General features: G+C 66.1%; 18 protein-coding genes. 9 read left to right on the plus strand and 9 right to left on the minus strand.

Annotation, left to right across the window (positions count from 1 at the left end):
• Nucleotides 1-225 precede the first annotated feature (225 nt).
• The 6 genes from VE759_RS09365 to VE759_RS09390 form a co-directional block, all read right to left on the minus strand.
• The gene (locus tag VE759_RS09365; protein ID WP_324930797.1) at nt 226-1,029 is read right to left on the minus strand and encodes a helix-turn-helix transcriptional regulator; all 804 of its coding nucleotides are present in this window, start codon (nt 1,027-1,029) and stop codon (nt 226-228) included.
• A gap of 83 nt (nt 1,030-1,112) precedes the next feature.
• Entirely contained in the window at nt 1,113-1,538 is a 426-nt protein-coding gene (locus VE759_RS09370) for a hypothetical protein (protein WP_324930800.1), read from the minus strand.
• A gap of 4 nt (nt 1,539-1,542) precedes the next feature.
• Nucleotides 1,543-1,890 (minus strand): DUF488 domain-containing protein, encoded by a 348-nt coding sequence (locus VE759_RS09375; protein WP_324930803.1) that lies wholly within the window; start codon nt 1,888-1,890, stop codon nt 1,543-1,545.
• On the minus strand, nt 1,881-2,759 hold the full coding sequence (locus VE759_RS09380; RefSeq protein WP_324930805.1) for an LLM class F420-dependent oxidoreductase: 879 nt from the start codon (nt 2,757-2,759) through the stop codon (nt 1,881-1,883). The genes VE759_RS09375 and VE759_RS09380 overlap by 10 nt, the downstream gene beginning before the upstream one ends.
• 46 nt (nt 2,760-2,805) lie before the next feature.
• Nucleotides 2,806-3,465 (minus strand): enoyl-CoA hydratase-related protein, encoded by a 660-nt coding sequence (locus VE759_RS09385; RefSeq protein ID WP_324930808.1) that lies wholly within the window; start codon nt 3,463-3,465, stop codon nt 2,806-2,808.
• A gap of 4 nt (nt 3,466-3,469) precedes the next feature.
• Nucleotides 3,470-4,936 (minus strand): oligopeptide:H+ symporter, encoded by a 1,467-nt coding sequence (locus VE759_RS09390; RefSeq protein WP_324930810.1) that lies wholly within the window; start codon nt 4,934-4,936, stop codon nt 3,470-3,472.
• Nucleotides 4,937-5,040: 104 nt separating this feature from the next.
• Here VE759_RS09390 and VE759_RS09395 point away from each other — a divergent pair, with 104 nt between their 5' ends.
• Together VE759_RS09395 and VE759_RS09400 are read left to right on the plus strand one after the other, a co-directional pair.
• Complete coding sequence (locus VE759_RS09395) at nt 5,041-5,982, plus strand: DUF5996 family protein (RefSeq protein WP_324930813.1); 942 nt, start codon at nt 5,041-5,043, stop codon at nt 5,980-5,982.
• Nucleotides 5,983-6,136: 154 nt separating this feature from the next.
• A complete protein-coding gene (locus tag VE759_RS09400; RefSeq protein ID WP_324930815.1) occupies nt 6,137-6,724 on the plus strand; it encodes an Hsp20/alpha crystallin family protein in 588 nt (195 codons plus the stop codon).
• A 77-nt stretch (nt 6,725-6,801) separates the two neighbouring features.
• Here the strand turns inward: VE759_RS09400 and VE759_RS09405 are convergent, their stop codons facing one another.
• Nucleotides 6,802-7,122 carry a hypothetical protein gene (locus VE759_RS09405; protein ID WP_324930818.1) on the minus strand — a complete coding sequence of 107 codons (321 nt, stop codon included), beginning with the start codon at nt 7,120-7,122 and terminating at the stop codon, nt 6,802-6,804.
• Nucleotides 7,123-7,345: 223 nt separating this feature from the next.
• On the opposite strand from VE759_RS09405, the gene VE759_RS09410 reads away from it, so the two are divergent.
• From VE759_RS09410 to VE759_RS09435, 6 genes are all read left to right on the plus strand, one after another.
• On the plus strand, nt 7,346-9,238 hold the full coding sequence (locus VE759_RS09410; protein ID WP_324930820.1) for an acyl-CoA dehydrogenase family protein: 1,893 nt from the start codon (nt 7,346-7,348) through the stop codon (nt 9,236-9,238).
• A 377-nt stretch (nt 9,239-9,615) separates the two neighbouring features.
• Nucleotides 9,616-9,861 (plus strand): hypothetical protein, encoded by a 246-nt coding sequence (locus VE759_RS09415; protein ID WP_324930823.1) that lies wholly within the window; start codon nt 9,616-9,618, stop codon nt 9,859-9,861.
• A gap of 81 nt (nt 9,862-9,942) precedes the next feature.
• Nucleotides 9,943-10,680, plus strand: coding sequence for a TetR/AcrR family transcriptional regulator (locus tag VE759_RS09420; RefSeq protein WP_324930826.1), 738 nt, complete (start codon nt 9,943-9,945; stop codon nt 10,678-10,680).
• 11 nt (nt 10,681-10,691) lie between these two features.
• Entirely contained in the window at nt 10,692-11,633 is a 942-nt protein-coding gene (locus tag VE759_RS09425) for a R2-like ligand-binding oxidase (RefSeq protein ID WP_324930829.1), read from the plus strand.
• 84 nt (nt 11,634-11,717) lie between these two features.
• Complete coding sequence (locus tag VE759_RS09430) at nt 11,718-12,341, plus strand: DUF1326 domain-containing protein (RefSeq protein ID WP_324930832.1); 624 nt, start codon at nt 11,718-11,720, stop codon at nt 12,339-12,341.
• A gap of 4 nt (nt 12,342-12,345) precedes the next feature.
• A complete protein-coding gene (locus tag VE759_RS09435) occupies nt 12,346-13,116 on the plus strand; it encodes a DUF2182 domain-containing protein (protein WP_324930835.1) in 771 nt (256 codons plus the stop codon).
• 36 nt (nt 13,117-13,152) lie between these two features.
• Here VE759_RS09435 and VE759_RS09440 read toward each other — a convergent pair whose 3' ends face one another.
• On the minus strand, nt 13,153-13,563 hold the full coding sequence (locus tag VE759_RS09440; RefSeq protein ID WP_324930837.1) for a DUF6632 domain-containing protein: 411 nt from the start codon (nt 13,561-13,563) through the stop codon (nt 13,153-13,155).
• A gap of 150 nt (nt 13,564-13,713) precedes the next feature.
• Between VE759_RS09440 and proS the strand changes: the two genes are divergently transcribed.
• Nucleotides 13,714-15,120 (plus strand): proline--tRNA ligase, encoded by a 1,407-nt coding sequence (gene proS / locus VE759_RS09445; RefSeq protein ID WP_324930840.1) that lies wholly within the window; start codon nt 13,714-13,716, stop codon nt 15,118-15,120.
• Nucleotide 15,121: 1 nt separating this feature from the next.
• Here proS and VE759_RS09450 read toward each other — a convergent pair.
• Nucleotides 15,122-16,451, minus strand: a 1,330-nt coding sequence (locus tag VE759_RS09450; protein ID WP_324930843.1) for a sensor histidine kinase, incomplete at its 5' end; no start/stop codon positions are given.

The raw sequence follows: 16,451 nt of genomic DNA on the forward strand, positions 1-16,451 counted from the left end.
TGCTCCGCGCGCTGCCACCAGTTGGTGGCCAGTGACGCGTAACGTGTACGACCCACAAGGACGTATGGAATCTGTTGGGAATTCCGGCGTACGAGTCGGCAGGATCGCCCCAGTGATCCTGGTCTTGGCAGGACCACCCTCAGCACCGCGTGAGTCGCGGACGCCCGTGGCCATGCGAAGCCCTACAAGAAAAATAGAGCCGGAGCGACTGGATATGTCAAACCGCTATTGTTCCCGCAATGCTTCCAGCGCCTTCGCGGAGTCGCTTCCAGGTTCGGCCCGATACACCAGCATGTGCTGCCCGCCGGAGTGCGGAACGCTGAACCTGTTGGGGTACAGATACAGATCACCGACCTTCGGGTGGCGCATATGGATGACGCCGACCCGGTAACCCACGTCGGCGCGCGCCCATAGTTCCCGGAAACGCTCACTGGCGGCTGACAATTCGTCGATCAGCGACCGCAGGCGCGGATCATCCGGATCGCTTCCGGCCGCTTCGCGCAGCCCGCTCACTGCGACGTCGGTTGCCTCGTCCCAATCCACGTACAGTTCGCGAGCGGCGGGATCCAAAAGCCGCCAGCTCAAGAAATTCTGCCCGGGGGCGAAACCCGGCGACAATGCGCGGGCTACCGGGTTAGCCGCCAGCACATCCAAGCAGCGGCTGGCCACGATCGTTGGCATAGGAAACTGATCGATCAACTCTTCGACGCCATCGGTGGCGTCGACACCCCGAGCCTCCCGCCCCCGAGCGGACGGGCGGGCCAGCTGGTGCAGATACTCGGTGGCCTTGACGTCCAGTCGCAGCGCCCGCGCCAGCGAGTCGAGCACCTGGTCGGACGGGTGCGTATCGCGGCCCTGCTCGAGTCGCAAGTAGTAGTCGGAACTGATGCCGGCCAGCAGCGCCAGCTCCTCGCGGCGCAAGCCCGCAACTCGGCGCCGCGCGCCGGCCACCAGCCCAACATCCTCGGGGCGCACCTGTTCGCGCCTGGCCCGCAGGAAATCGCCGAGCGCGCTGGCCTTCGCCGCCACCACCTGAGCGTAATCCTGTCTCCGCGACCCCCAGCGCTAATGCGGCCACTAAACCTAAATGTCGGACCCCGGTGCTACAGCAATTAAGCGCCCAGCAGCAGAGCGCCGGTCGTCAACAGCGCGATCACTTTCACCACTTCCAGTGCGATGTAGACGTAGTGGCCGCGGGACCGGGGGCCCTCGGCACCGGCGAGCACCTCATCGGAACGGCGGTTGAGCCACCGGCGCACGGCGAACACCTGAATCATCAACGCCGCGACCGCGGTTAGGATCGCGACGACGACCGGCGCCGGCGGAGCCTTGATGGACAGCGCGACGAGCACCGCCAGGCCCAGTAGGAGTTCCGCCGTGTTGAGCGCGCGGAAGACCAGCCGTCCGATGCCGAGCCCGAGCGGCACCGTTATTCCCGGGGCCCGAAATTTCAGTGGTGCCTCCAGAAATGAGATGGCCAGCACCATGCCGAGCCAGACAAAGACGCCGGCCGCGGCCACCGCCCACGCCGCGGTCATCGCGTCAGCCGCCCGCCAGCATGCGCGCCAGAACGACGAGGTGGCCTCCCTCCACGTCTTTGGACGAGGTCAGCAGCGTGACGGGTCCGCTGGCGGCGAGCTCACGCAGTTGGTCGAGCGCGGCGGCGGCCCCGGGCTCGTCGAGCTCGTGTTCGTAGCGGGCGACGAACTCGTCGTGGCGATCGGGGTCATGGCCATACCACTGCCGCAGCGGTGATGACGGTGCCACGTCCTTGATCCATCGATCGATTCGCGGATCATCCTTGCGCACACCGCGCGGCCACAGCCGGTCAGCCAGCACGCGAACGCCGTCGTCGGGTTGCGGCGGGTCATACACCCGGGCTAGTCGCATTGCACCGCGTCCATCCACGGGCGCGCCAGCGCGTCAAGCCACCCGGGTGCCTCGCTCGGCTCCTCGGGCGGACCCGCCACCAGGACCAACTCGTCGATACCCAACTGCGCCAACGCCGGCGCGTCGGACAGTTGCGGCGCGCGCAGCGCGACGGCCAGCCGCAGCTCGGCCCGATCACGGCCGGCGTCCCGACACAACTGCTCGATCAGCGCGACACGACCGGCCACGTCGTCGACGTCGTCGAGGTAGAACCCGTACCAGCCGTCGGCCCAGTTGGCGACGCGGCGAAGGGCCGCATCGCTATTGCCGCCCAGCACAACCGGAATGCGGCGGTCGCGTACCGGCTTGGGGTTCACCCGGATCGAGTCGAAGTCGACGAACTCACCGTGAAACGACGCAACCTCATCGCGCCAGAGCGTGCGCATGACCGAGACGTACTCGGCGGTGCGGGCGCCGCGTCGATCGAACGGAACACCGAGCGCGTTGAATTCCTCCCTGGACCAACCTATTCCAACGCCCAGGGTGAGCCGCCCACCGCTGAGCCGATCGAGCGTGGCGGCCTGTTTGGCGACGATCACCGGGTTGTGTTCGGGCAGCAGCAGTACGCCGGTCGCCACACCGATCGTGCTCGTCGCCGCCGCGGCGAATCCAAGTCCGATCAGCGGGTCCAGCCAGTCCGCGACCGCAGGCACCGCGATCTTGCCGTCGTCGGCGTACGGATAGCGGGACGCCGACTCGTCCACCATCACGACGTGTTCGCCTGCCCACAGCGTCGCAAACCCCAATGTCTCCGCCGCAACCGCGACGGCGTCGATCACCCGCCGGTCGGCACCGGCTCCGATGCCCAGCCCATGTAAGCCCAGACGCACGATCGGATCGTCTCAGGTTGGGCCCCGACGTGGGAAGTGATAGGCGTCAGTCACCGGCGGTGAGGGCCGCGACGACGTGGCCGAACATCGTGTGTTTGATGGCGCCAAGGGTGCCCGTGTCCTTGGCGCCCAGCGGACGCAGCATTTCGACGGCGGCGACGGTGACGGCGCCTTCGGGTGCGGTGTCGTCGACGATGCCTAGCGCGTGCGCGTCCATGCCGCCGAACCGGCGGGCGGTCGTCATCGACGCGACCGCTGCCCGGGGCGAAAGCTTGGCCTGAATCAGCGCGGCCATGCCTGGCGTGAACGGGATACGGATGTCGGCCTCGGGAAAGCAGAAATAGCCGCGGTCGGCCCGCATCACGCGGAAGTCGTGGGCCAGCGCGAGCATTGCGCCCGCGCCGAATGCATGTCCGGGAATCGCCGCCGCGGTCGGTATCGGCAGCGTCAGAACCCTGGCGAGCAGCGACTGGACGCGCCCGACATACGACTGGGTCTGATCGCCGTGCGCCGTCAGCCAGTCGAGATCCAGGCCGTTGGTGTAGAACTTGCCGCCGGCCGTGGTGACGAGCCCGTGCGGCGATGCGCCGATCACCTCGTCGAGATGGCCGTCGATTTCGTCGAGAAAGCTTGGTGAGAAGCGGTTCTCGTCGTCACCGAGATCGAGGACCGCGATCTTGTCGTCGTAGGCCAGGCTGATGGTCACGGTTTCAGTGCACTCCTTCCATGTGGCGGCTGATCCAGGAGGTCAGCGCGAACACGATCACCCCGGCGACGATTGCCACCAGACCCGTGATGCCGAAGTAGGCGAACTCGTCGGTTGGATGGTAATAGCGGGCCAACAGGCCCGACATCGACGTGCCGAGGCCGACGGAGAAGAAATACAGCGCCATCATCTGGGCGCGGAAAGCCTCTGGCGCAAGCTTGGTCGTGACGGACAGTCCGATCGGCGAAATCATCAGTTCGGAGATCGCGAACACCGCCATGATGGCGACCACCAGCAATGCGGGCACGGCCTTGCCTGTGCCGCCCGCCATCGGCAGGAACAGCAGGAACGCGACGCCCATGCCGATCACGCCGTAGGCGAACTTGCGCGGGGTGCTCGGGGCACGGTTGCCCAGCCGGGTCCACAGCGTCGCGAAAAGCGGTGACAGCACGATGATCCAGACCGGTTCTATTGAGCCGATCCAGTTCGACGGCGCGGTCCAGCCGAAGATGGACCAGTTCATCCGTTCATCCGAGTACACCGCCAGCACGGTGAAGATCTGCTGAAACAGCGACCAGAACACCGCGTTCGCGATGAACAGCGGAATGAACGCGCGCACTCGGGTGCGTTCTTCGGAGTTCACCTTGGGGCTGGCCAGCAGCGTCGCAAAATAGGCAACCGATGCGGCAACGATGACTCCGGTGGTGACTTGCGACAGGTTCGCGAGCTGCACCAGCCGGGTCGCAAACGCAACCACGACCACGACGGCGGCGACGACGACGGTGCCGACCACCCATCCGGCAGCACTGCGCGGCAATGGGTTTGGCACATTGCGGCCATGAGTGCCGAGGTTGCGCCGGAATGCGACGTACTGCGCGAGACCCAGCGCCATGCCGACCGCCGCGGCGCCGAAGCCGTAGTGAAAGCCGATGCGTGTCTGCAGCAGACCGGTGATCAGCGGGCCGATGAAAGCACCGAGATTGATGCCCAGGTAGAAGAGAGTGAAGCCGCCGTCGCAGCGTGGATCGCCCTTCTGGTACAGGGTGCCCAGCAGCGACGACGCGTTGGCCTTCAGCGCACCCGAGCCGAGGGCGACCAGCACCAGGCCGACCGCGACGCCGACCAGCCCAGGTACCAGCGCCAGCGCGATGTGTCCGGCCATGACCACGACGCCGCCGTAGAGCACGGTGCGTTCCATGCCGAGCAGCCGGTCGGCGATCCAGCCGCCCAGCACCGTCGACAGATACACCAGGCCGCCGTAGGCGCCGACGATGCCGGTGGCGGTGCTCTTCGGCAGCCCAAGACCGCCCTCGGTGACCGAGTAGTACAGGTAGTAGCCGAGGATCGTCAGCATTCCGTAGAACGAGAAGCGTTCCCACAGCTCGACCCCGAAGAGGTTGGCCAGGCCGATCGGGTGGCCGAACAGGGTGCGTTCGGTGGCGCGGTCGTCCGTCTGCCCCACGCCGGTCATGCGGTCAACCCTTGCACGCCGGCCAACGACGGCCTAGACGCGCAGCGGCGAGCCTCGTAGATTCGGGGTGGCTGTCGCGTCGTCATCCGCCGAGAGGAGCCGAGATGGAGGACGCTGTCAGGACTTATAACTGGCCATCGCTGCGGGTTGAGGACTGGACGGCCACCCGAGACACCTTGCACATGTGGACCCAGATCGTCGGCAAGATCCGCCTGGCGCACATGCCGTTGATCAACCACTGGTGGCAGGTGACGTTGTATGTCAGCCCGCGCGGATTGACCACCGATGCGATCCCGTCCGGCACGGCGTTGTTCGACATGGAATTCGACTTCGTCGACCATGTGCTGGCGATCCGTCACAGTGACGGCAGCAGGCGATCGGTGGCATTGGAGCCCAAGGCGGTGGCGGAGTTCTACGGCGAAACCCTTTCTGCACTGGATGGTTTGGGGATCGCATCGCACATCGTCGCGCACCCCAACGAGGTGGACCCGGCCATCCCGTTCGGCGAGGATTATCAGCACGCCGATTACGATCCCGAGGCCGCACGCATGTTCTGGCAGCAGCTGGTGCAGGCCGACCGGGTGATCAGGGAGTTCCGCGCGTCGTTCGTCGGCAAGGTCAGCCCGGTGCATTTCTTCTGGGGCGCTATGGATTTGGCCTGCACCCGGTTCTCCGGGCGGCCCGCACCACCGCATCCGGGCGGCGCGCCCAACTGCCCCGACTGGGTGATGGTGGAGGGCTACTCGCGCGAGCTAAGCAGCTGCGGCTTCTGGCCCGGCGGCGGCGAAGAGGGCGCGTTCTACGCCTACGCGTATCCCGAACCCGACGGCTTCGCCGACTACTCGGTGCAACCCGGCGCCGCCTTCTACAGCGACGAATACAGTCAATTCCTGCTGCCGTATGAGGCCGTGCGCACCGCCGACAACCCCGACCGGACGCTTTCGGAGTTTCTGCAGAGCACGTACGCCGCGGCGGCGGACCTCGGCCGCTGGGACCGCGCCGCCCTCGAAGAGGATCCGCATCGCCTGCCGCCGACCGGCACATGACCGGCGAGACGTTGTTAACCAACTGTTCGCGTAGCGCTCCGGAAACGCGTCAACGCGCAGTGGCATAGTCCGATGCATTACGCTATCCAGCACGCACTCGGTGGGCGTGGTCGGATTCGAAAAGTCAAGGCGTAGAACAACTCAGGAGAACCCCATGGGCATACTGCCATATCAGGACAAGTTCGAAACAGTGTTGAGCCGTCTGGTGGTGATGCTCTCCGACCTGCCCGGTTTCGCCGCGCTACGGCACGCCCTCGAGAAAAGCGCGATGCCGCTCGAACACGACATGAAAGACGACCGCTACGAGGTGCGCGCCGAGATCCCCGGCATCGACCCGAGCGGTGACGCCGACATCTCCATCGAAGAGGGGTGGCTCACCATCGCGGCCGAGCGCAGCCAGAAGAGCGAAGGCGGCGGCCGCTCAGAGTTCCGCTACGGCTCGTTCGTCCGTTCGGTGCCACTTCCCGACGGCGCGGACACCGAGGGCGTCATCACCACCTACGACATGGGCATCCTCACCGTCTCGGTGCCGTTGGCGGAAGCCGACGCCGAACCCGCTGAGGAGGAAGCCGAACCCGGCGAGGAAGCCGAGCCCGAAGCCAGCGAAGAGGGCGACGAAGAGGGCCACGAAGTGGGCGACGAAGAGGGCGACGAAGAGGGCGACGCAGAGGAATCCGCCGAGCGGGGCGAGGAAGCGGAATCCGCTGAGGGGACCGGCCTCGTCACCCAATCCGCCGACTGAGCCGGTCAAGGATTCGTCGCCTGATACACGACAAAGGCCGGTGACCCGACGGTCACCGGCCAGGTTTGTTGGCTGTGTCAGCGGCTCTGGTGCACGGTGTTGTCCACGCGCGGCACGGCGACGACGCCGGGTCCGTACAGCTGCTGCTCGACCCACAAGTGCTTGTGGCTGCCGCCGTAGGTGCTGACTTCCCGCTCGCCGGGGGCGCCGATGCGAGCACCGGTGATGGACCAGTAGTTCGGCCCGCCGTGGTGACCCCTTGCCTGCGTTGACACTATCGCCGCTCCGTCGTTCGCGATGATCGCGTAGGCCGGCGCCAATATCACTGCGCCCACCAACACCGCGGCAACGATCAAACGTCGCGCCAGGACCGCCGATGCCGATGTGATGCTTGTCATTTGTGCTCTCCTCTTGGTAGGAGTGCGGTTGTTTACCGCTGTGCACAGGAACGCGGATTGTGCCGGTCATGAACGCGATGTCTGATACCGATTCGCAATGCCCGCTATAGGCCGGCGTGATCGCGGCGCCGACGCAAACCGATCCGACTATTCCTGCTCAATGCGGGTCGCCGGTACCGGCTGTCGGGTTACTGTCGAGTAGGTCCAGCAGTGGGAGGTCCGCATGACCGTTACCGGAGAAGTCAGCGAGCGGCAGGCCAGGGAGGTCGCCGAGCACGCCCGTGAGGCGCAGTGGCGCCAGCCTAGTTTTGGCAAGGAGTTGTTCCTCGGCAGATTGCGGTTGGACCTGGTTCATCCGCACCCGAGCGGCTCGGCGGAGGCGGTGCAGCGTGGTGAGGCGTTCCTGGCCAGGCTGCGCGAGTTCTGTGAATCGCAGATCGATGCCGCGGTAATCGAGCGGGACGGGCAGATCCCGGACAAAGTGGTGCTGGGCTTGAAGGAACTCGGCGCGTTCGGCATGAAGATCGGGACCGAGTATGACGGGGTCGGCCTGTCACAGGTGTACTACAACAGGGCGCTCGCGTTGGTCGGCTCGGTGCATCCCGCGCTGGGCGCGTTGCTTTCCGCGCACCAGTCAATCGGGGTGCCCCAGCCGATTTCGATGTTCGGGACCGAGGAGCAGAAGCGAACGTGGCTTCCCCGCTGCGCGCGGGAGATCAGCGCGTTTCTTCTCACCGAGCCGGACGTGGGCAGCGACCCGGCGCGGCTGCGCGCCACCGCCACCCCGGACGGCGATGACTACGTGCTGAACGGGGTCAAGCTGTGGACCACCAACGGCGTGATCGCCGACCTGCTGGTGGTGATGGCGCAAGTACCCAAGAGCGAGGGACACCGCGGTGGGATCACCGCATTCGTGGTGGACGCGGATGCACCGGGCATCGTGGTCGCAAACCGCAACTCGTTCATGGGATTGCGCGGAATCGAAAACGGCCTCACCCGGCTGACGAATGTGCGGGTCCCGGCCGCGAACCGGATCGGCCGGGAAGGCGACGGACTGCGAATCGCATTGTCCACGTTGAACGTGGGGCGGCTGTCGCTGCCGGCCGTGTGCACCGGCACGGCGAAATGGTGTGTGAAGATTGCCAGGGAATGGTCCCGCGAGCGGGTGCAATGGGGTCGGCCGGTCGGTGAGCACGACGCGGTGGCCGGCAAGGTGGCATTCATCGCCGCCACCGCCTACGGCCTGGAGGCGATGGTCGAGCTGGCCAGTGAGCTGGCCGACGCGGGCCGCACCGACATCCGGATCGAGGCGGCGCTGGCCAAACTGTACGGCTCGGAGATGGCCTGGCTGAGCGCCGACGAGCTGGTGCAGATTCGCGGCGGGCGCGGTTTCGAGACCGCTGAGTCGCTGGCCGCCCGCGGCGAGCGTGGGGTGCCCGCCGAACAGGTGCTGCGCGACATGCGCATCAATCGGATCTTCGAAGGCTCCACCGAGATCATGCACCTGCTCATCGCCCGCGAGGCGGTGGATGTGCACCTGTCGGTGGCCGGCGACATCATCGACCCGCAGGCCGATCCGCGGCAGAAGGCCCGAGCGGTCGCGAAGGCGGGCAAGTTCTACGCCGGCTGGCTGCCCACCTTGGTCACCGGCAAAGGCCAGCTGCCGACGTCGTTCACCGAATTCGGGCCGCTGGCCACGCATCTGCGCTACGTCGAGCGGGCCAGCCGCCGACTGGCGCGCAGCACCTTCTATGCGATGTCGAGATGGCAGGGCAAGCTGGAGCACAAGCAGCGGTTCCTGGGGCGGATTGTGGATATCGGCGCGGAGCTGTTCGCGATGACCGCCGCCTGTGTGCGGGCACAGCGTGACCGGGCGGACGGTACCGCGGTCGAGCTCGCCGACGCGTTCTGCCGCCAGGCCCGGGTTCGGGCCGAGCAATTGTTCGACCAGCTCTGGCACAACTGCGACGAGGCCGACCGGAGGCTGGCCCGCGGCGTGCTAGGCGATCGTTACACGTGGCTGGAGGAAGGCATCCTCGACCCGTCGATCGAAGGGCCGTGGATTGCTCAGGACGGCGGCGCGGCGAATCAGGACGTGCACCGCGTCATCCGCTGACGGCGGGCGGTAGCAAAGGCCGCCGCGAGGGGGTCGGCCGCGATATTTTGCGCCGCCGAACGTGACACCAGCGGCACGTCCGGTCGCGGGTGTGACTCTGCCGTCACGTTCGCCGCGCGGCCGCCGCCACGGGAATCAGCAAAGCGCCCTCGAGCGCTGCCGTTGATCTCTAGCATCAAAACCAGCGGTTGCCGCTGATGAAACGTCTGACAGACATGGTTAACTCATCAGCCTTGTTCAACGGCTGGTCGTCCAGCCGTAGCTACCATTCTGCCGCTGACAACACCGATTGCTGGTCGCAAGTCGATCGCTGGCATTCGGATCCCAAGTGAGGAGGTCACCGGTGGGTTGAACCCATCGAAGTACAAGGAGAAGAAATGAGGAAAATCGTCGTCGCGTTAGGCACGGCCGCACTGTTGGCCGGTGGAACTGTACTGGCCGCACCGGCCGGGGCGGATTGTGGCGGAGGCGGTAACGGAGGCTGGACGCCATGGGGCGGTGGCAGCTACTGCGACGGCGCCACCTATGCAGACGGCAGTTACGACCACTGCGTGAGCGTCACCGTGCTCGGCTTCGGCGGGAGCAACTGTTCGCGGGTATACCCGGAAGCGCCAGCGCCATGACGACCTAGCACGCCCCGGCGGCCTTGACTGTGAACTGGATCACCGTAATATGACCAGTGGTCATAAACGCGAGGAGGGCCGGTGCCGACGGTGACCTGGGCTCGTCTCGATCCGAATCGTCGAGCCGCGGTGGTGGAGGCCGCAGAGGCCGAGTTCGGAGCGCACGGGTTCTCAAAAGGCAGCCTGAACGTCATCGCTCGGCGCGCGGGGGTTGCCAAGGGAAGCCTGTTCCAGTATTTCGCGGACAAGCGCGACCTATTCGCGTTCATCGCCGATGTCGGCAGCCAGCGGGTGCGCTCCTACATGGAGGACCGCATCCGCGAGCTGGATGCCAGCAGACCGTTTTTCGAATTCCTCACCGACCTTCTCGACGCCTGGGTCGCGTACTTCGCCGATCATCCGCGGGAACGTTCGCTTCACGCCGCGGCGAGTTTCGAGGTCGATACCGATGCCCGCATCAGTGTGCGGAGCGTCATCCACCGCCACTACCTGGAAGTGTTGAGGCCGCTGGTGCGCGACGCGCACCGGCGCGGCGACCTGCGCGCCGATTCCGATACCGAGGCGTTGCTGTCGCTGCTGCTGATGATTTTTCCGCATCTGGCGCTGGCACCATACGTGCGGGGCATGGATCCGATCCTCGGTCTTGACGAGCCCACACCGGAGCAGCCGGCCCTGGCGGTGCGCAGACTCGTCGCCGTGCTGGCGGACGCCTTTTCGTCGACGGGTAAATCTGCGACCGGAGGCGCGGCGGTGCACGCCGTCCCACGCCGCCGCAGTGGCGGTGACACGGCCATCGACCCAACCACCAACACGATTTGAGGAGGTCACCAATGACACGGACAAGACTCGGCTCGCTCAGCGCGGGCGGTTTGAACTGGAATAGCTTGCCGTTGAAGCTATTCGCCGGGGGCAATGCGAAGTTCTGGAATCCAGCCGACATCGACTTCTCGCGCGACCGGGCGGACTGGGAGTCGCTGTCGGAGGCCGAACGCGACTCCGCCACCAAGCTGTGCGCCGAGTTCATCGCCGGCGAGGAATCGGTGACCCAGGACATCCAACCGTTCATGGCCGCGATGCGGGCCGAGGGCCGGCTCGGCGACGAAATGTATCTGACGCAGTTCGCGTTCGAGGAAGCCAAACACACCCAGGTGTTCCGGTTGTGGCTCGACGCCGTCGGCGTCACCGACGATCTGCACGGGTACTTCGACGACCTGCCGGCATACCGCAAAATGTTCTACGAGGAGCTCCCGGAATCGCTCGGTGCTCTTTCGACTGATCCCTCGCCGGCGGCCCAGGTTCGGGCCTCCGTGGTGTACAACCACGTCGTCGAGGGCATGATGGCCCTGACGGGATACTATGCGTGGCACAAGATTTGCGTGGAGCGCGGCATCCTTCCCGGTATGCAGGAACTAGTCCGGCGCATCGGTGACGACGAGCGACGGCACATGGCGTGGGGCACCTTCACCTGCCGGCGCCACGTCGCCGCCGACGATGCCAACTGGACGGTATTCGAAACACGAATGAACGAGCTCATCCCGCTGGCGTTGCGCAACACCGAAGAATTCTTTGCCCCATACGGCGACAACGTCCCCTTCGACCTGTCGAAGGAGGAGTTTTTGCAGTACGCCAGCGACAAGGGCATGCGACGCTTCGGGACGATCAACAGCGCCCGGGGGCGGCCGGTCGGTGACATCGACGTCGACTACTCGCCGCTGCAGCTGGAGGACACGTTCGCCGACGAGGACCAGCGGGCGCTGGCAGCCTCGGCGTAACGCAGGGTCAAGCTCGGCGGAACCGCTCAACGACTCGGTCGGCGGTGGGAGGATTAGTTCTCTAGTCGCTTAAGGAGAACGCAAATGACCGCGGTGGAGGCTAAGACGTACCACCTTGAGGGCCGGCTGCTGGAGGTGTGCAACTGCAAGACGCTCTGCCCGTGCTGGGTCGGTGAGGACCCGGACCCCGGCACCTGTGATGCCGTGCAGTGTTGGTACGTGGACAAGGGCGAGGTTGGCGGAATCGACGTCTCCGATCTTGGCGTCGCCATGGCCGTATTCGTGCCGGGGAACATCCTGGCCGGCCACTGGAAGGCCGCGCTGTTCGTCGATGACCGGGCCGACGGCCGGCAATACGAAGCGCTACGGGAGGTCTTCACGGGGAAGCTCGGCGGACCGGTCGGCGACCTGATGGCATTGGTCGGCGAGTTCATCGCGGTGGAGCCCAAAAAGATTGCGTTCACCATCGATGAAGGTGCCGGCGTGCTGTCGATCGACGGCGTGACCCACTGTGAAATCCAACCATTCCGCGGCCCGACCGGCAAACCGACGACGTTGAGCGACAGCATCTTCTCCACGATCCCCGGATCATCGGCATTCGTGGGCAAGGCCGCCGTATACAAGCGCACCACTGCGGCATACGGGCTGGCCGACCTCGACCTCAGCGGCCACAACGCGATCCAAGGGACGTTCCGGTTCGACACCTGATGAGATGACGACTTATCGCGACTTGGACCGCAAGGACCCGGCACTGTGGGCGTGGGCAGTGGCCACGGCGTGCTGGGCCGCGACGATCGCGCTGGCGGTGACCGGCGTAATGCGCACCGGCAACCACGACATCGTGCTGCATTCTTCCGGTGCGTGGCCGGCGCGGCTAGCGATGTTCGGCGCGAGCTGGCTGGTGATGATCGGGGCGATGATGCTGCCCACCACCACGTCGATGCTGCGCCACTTCTGGGTCGTGACTGCCGGGGCGCCCGGACGGCGGGGCAGCCGCGCGGCAATCGTGGCTGCTTATCTGACGGTGTGGTTGCTGTTCGCGTTCGCGGCGCTCGGGAGTGACAAACTGATCCACCAGACGGTGGAGCATTCGCGTTGGCTTGCCAACCGGTCTGGGCTGATCCTGGCTGGAGTGTTGGTGCTGGCGGGCGCATTTCAGTTCAGCGGGTTGAAGGATCGATGCCTGACGAGGTGCCGGTCGCCGTTCAGTTTTCTGGCCGGCGGTTACCGCCGCGGTGTGGTCGCGGCGTGGAACATCGGTGTCCGCCATGGGTTGGCGTGCCTGGGCTGCTGTTGGGCGCTGATGCTGCTGATGTTCGCCACCGGAGTGGGCAGCCTTATCTGGATGCTTGCGCTGACCGCCGTCATGGTCGGCGAAAAGACCGCACGTTGGGGGTATCAACTGGTCAAGCCGGTTGGGCTCGTACTGCTTGCCAGCGGCACCGTCATCGGCCTCGCGACGCTGCTGGTCGGGCCGGTGTGACGGAGGTTTCAGCCGCCAGTTGAGCCGGGCACGCGCTCAGCGGGCAGGAATCGGCGCAGGCGCGGACTGCTTGAGGCCGGATGACAGCACGAGCACCGCCAGCACGACGGCCACCAACAGCAGCGCCGGGACATCGCCCAACAGGTGTCCCATCTGGTGTCTGCTGCCGAACGACTGCACCGCCATGATTGCGGCGTGTACGACACTGGACCACACGGTGAACCAGATCAGGCTGAGATTGGCCGGCGGGTTTCGCGCCGCGTTGAGCAGGAAGACGCCCAGTGTCGCGTACAGGCCGACAATCATCATGAAGTACTCGGACTGGTGGGGCGCGCCGGAATGCCATGCCCAACCCGACGGCCAGACCAGGGCCAGGGGATATACAAGGAGAAAAACCACGCCAAAGACCGCGAGGGCGAGCTGAAGAAGTCTGTAGGCGGATGGCATTTGCCCTCCAAGGTGAGTTCCGTTGCGACATTCTAAGCGACGTCCGCACTCGTCCACATGGTCCCAGTGCCGCGCAACAGAAGCTCTGCCTCGACAAACACCGGGCGTTAAGCAAGAATCCCGCACTGATGATGCCGGGAGGGCAACGAGATGGCGGTGCTGACTCCTCAGCACGAAGACTTTCCACGGTGGTACCAAGATGTGCTGACGAAGGCGAAGCTGGCCGAAAACGGTCCCGCGCGCGGGACGATGGTGATCCGGCCGAACGGCTACGCGATATGGGAGCGAATGCAGGCGGAGATCGACGCACGGATCAAGTCCGCCGGAGCCCAGAACGCTTACTTCCCGTTGCTGATCCCGATGAGCTTCTTCGAACGTGAGGCAGAGCATGTCGAGGGATTCAGTCCCGAGCTTGCCGTCGTGACGCATGGCGGAGGCAAGGAATTGACCGAGCCGCTTGCCATCCGTCCTACCAGTGAAGCAGTCATCGGTGAGTACATGGCGAAATGGGTCGACAGCTACCGAGACCTACCGCTGCTCCTCAACCAGTGGGCCAATGTCGTGCGGTGGGAACTACGGCCGCGAATCTTCTTGCGCACCACGGAGTTTCTGTGGCAGGAAGGCCACACCGCGCACGCAGAAGAATCAGATGCGCGGCACTATGCCCGCGGCATCCTGCACGACGTCTACCGGGATTTCATGCGCCGGGTTTTGGCCATGCCGGTGATCGTTGGCCGCAAGACCGCCAAGGAGCGGTTCGCCGGCGCGGCGAACACCATGACCTGCGAGGGCATCATGCGTGACGGCAAGGCGCTGCAGATGGCTACCTCGCACGAACTTGGCCAGCGGTTCAGCCGTGCCTTCAACATCAGCTACTCCAGCGCCGAGGGATCGACCATGCTCTGCTGGACCACGTCGTGGGGCGCGTCGACACGCATGCTGGGCGGACTGATCATGTGCCACGGGGACGACCTCGGGCTCGTCGTGCCGCCGGCGCTGGCGCCGGTCCAGGTCGTCGTCGTGGTGGTCAAGGACACCGACGGTGCGGTCACCCGCACCGCCTCGGCGCTGGTTGAGGAACTCAAGTTGGCTGGCGTGCGAGTAAGACTGGACGACAACGTCGCTCAGGGCTTCGGCCGGCGGGCCACCGACTGGGACTTGCAGGGCGTGCCGATCCGGGTGGAACTCGGCCCGCGCGACCTCGCAGAGAACGCGGCCGTGCTCTATCGGCGAGACGCTCGCGACAAACACACGGTGAGCGTCGAGAACGTCGTTGGCGAGGTGCAGCGGCTGGCAGGTCGCGTCCAGACCGACATGCTCAAAGCGGCGACCGCACGCCGTGACGCATTGATCACCGACTGCGCGACGCTCAACGAAGCGCGTGAGGTGGCCCAAACGGGCGTCGCCCGCCTGCCTTGGGAATTGGTTGGCGCCTCCGGTGAGCAGGACCTTGCCACCAGCGGCCTCACCGTGCGGTGCCTGCAACTGGCTGACGGATCGCTGCCGGAAACCGAGGAAGACGCGGGTGCACTGGCCTATGTCGCGCGGGCCTACTGAGTTAGACCTCATCCGGTCGGCGGCCGGTGACCGGGAGCTCCACGTGCAGCAAAGTGCCGCCACCCCGGGGGCTGACGATGGTCAGCGTTCCGCCGAGTGCCTCGACGCGGTCGGTGAGCCCGAGCAGCCCGGAGCCGCGGGACGGGTCGGCGCCGCCCACGCCGTCGTCGCGCACCGTCATCGATAACCAGCCGTCCTGAACAGTTGCGCTCAGCCGGACCACCGAGGCGTTGGCGTACTTGGCGGCGTTGGCGAGGGCCTCGGCCGCGACGTAGTACGCCGCCACCTCGACGTAGGGCGAAAGCCGCGTTTCGACGTGCAGATCGGTCTCAATGGGCAGTGCCGAGCGGCGCGACAGCGCCTTCAAAGCCGGCACCAGGCCACCCTCGGACAAGATGGCCGGGTGGATGCCGCGGGAGACCTCCCGTAGGTCGTCAATCGCCTCGAGCAGCCCGCCGCCGGCTGCCGCCAACTGCTCACCGAGTTCCGGCGCCTCGGCGGGCACGGCGACCTCGACAGCACGCAGCCGCAACGCGAGCGTGACCAGCCGCTGCTGAATGCCGTCGTGCAGGTCGCGTTCGATGCGCCGCCGCGACTCGTCGGCGGTGGCCACGATCCGGGCCCGCGACGCGACGAGATCGGCGCGCGCCTGCGCATTCGCGACGGCAGTACCCACCAGGTCGGTGAACTCGCCCATCCGGGCCTCCGTGCCCTCGGCCAGCGGACGATCGTGCGGCGTCAACGCGGTCATCGCCCCCCAGAGCGTCCCGCCAACCATGATTGGTGTGCCCACCGCGGAATAGGAGCCTTCCGGCAATTCCGGTGGCGACTGCTCTGTGATCCGCATCGGCGTGCCGGTCTGCCGCACCGGCGCTGCGACGGTCCGGTCCACAGCGATGCGACAACCGCTCGGCAAGGGGTCGCCCGACCGCTTCCACGCCGCGACGACCGTCGCGCCGCCATCGGCCTCGAAGCGCAGCAGCCTGGTGATCTCCGCATTCAGCAGCAGCCCGACTTCCTTCGCGACGGCGGCGTATACCTCGTTGGACCGCCTCCCGTGCGCGACGAGCCTGGCGACCCGGCTCAGCGCGCGCTGTTCGTCGTTGAGCCGGGACAGCTCGTCACGGTTGCGCTGCAGCGACTCCGCCATCGAGTTGAACGCGCGTTCGAGCACACCGATCTCGGCTCCACCCGTCTGCGGCACACGTGCCGCCAAGTCGCCGGCGGCGAGCCGCTCGGCCATCAGGGCGGTCCGCCGGACCGGACGAACGACGCCCCGGGCGAGGTAGGCGGTGATGAGCGCGGCCACCGCGATGGCTGCCACTAGTCCG

Origin of the sequence: Mycobacterium sp. (genome assembly GCF_035640695.1) — a bacterium.
Taxonomy (GTDB): domain Bacteria; phylum Actinomycetota; class Actinomycetes; order Mycobacteriales; family Mycobacteriaceae; genus Mycobacterium.

Bases quoted from the DNA above. Each gene is read 5' to 3' on its own strand.
- VE759_RS09435 (WP_324930835.1), top strand. From the start codon at position 12,346: ATGACGACTTATCGCGACTTGGACCGCAAGGACCCGGCACTGTGGGCG.
- VE759_RS09440 (WP_324930837.1), bottom strand. From the start codon at position 13,563: ATGCCATCCGCCTACAGACTTCTTCAGCTCGCCCTCGCGGTCTTTGGC.
- VE759_RS09430 (WP_324930832.1), top strand. From the start codon at position 11,718: ATGACCGCGGTGGAGGCTAAGACGTACCACCTTGAGGGCCGGCTGCTG.
- VE759_RS09390 (WP_324930810.1), bottom strand. From the start codon at position 4,936: ATGACCGGCGTGGGGCAGACGGACGACCGCGCCACCGAACGCACCCTG.
- VE759_RS09395 (WP_324930813.1), top strand. From the start codon at position 5,041: ATGGAGGACGCTGTCAGGACTTATAACTGGCCATCGCTGCGGGTTGAG.
- VE759_RS09370 (WP_324930800.1), bottom strand. From the start codon at position 1,538: ATGACCGCGGCGTGGGCGGTGGCCGCGGCCGGCGTCTTTGTCTGGCTC.
- proS (WP_324930840.1), top strand. From the start codon at position 13,714: ATGGCGGTGCTGACTCCTCAGCACGAAGACTTTCCACGGTGGTACCAA.
- VE759_RS09415 (WP_324930823.1), top strand. From the start codon at position 9,616: ATGAGGAAAATCGTCGTCGCGTTAGGCACGGCCGCACTGTTGGCCGGT.
- VE759_RS09410 (WP_324930820.1), top strand. From the start codon at position 7,346: ATGACCGTTACCGGAGAAGTCAGCGAGCGGCAGGCCAGGGAGGTCGCC.
- VE759_RS09400 (WP_324930815.1), top strand. From the start codon at position 6,137: ATGGGCATACTGCCATATCAGGACAAGTTCGAAACAGTGTTGAGCCGT.
- VE759_RS09405 (WP_324930818.1), bottom strand. From the start codon at position 7,122: ATGACAAGCATCACATCGGCATCGGCGGTCCTGGCGCGACGTTTGATC.
- VE759_RS09375 (WP_324930803.1), bottom strand. From the start codon at position 1,890: ATGCGACTAGCCCGGGTGTATGACCCGCCGCAACCCGACGACGGCGTT.
- VE759_RS09425 (WP_324930829.1), top strand. From the start codon at position 10,692: ATGACACGGACAAGACTCGGCTCGCTCAGCGCGGGCGGTTTGAACTGG.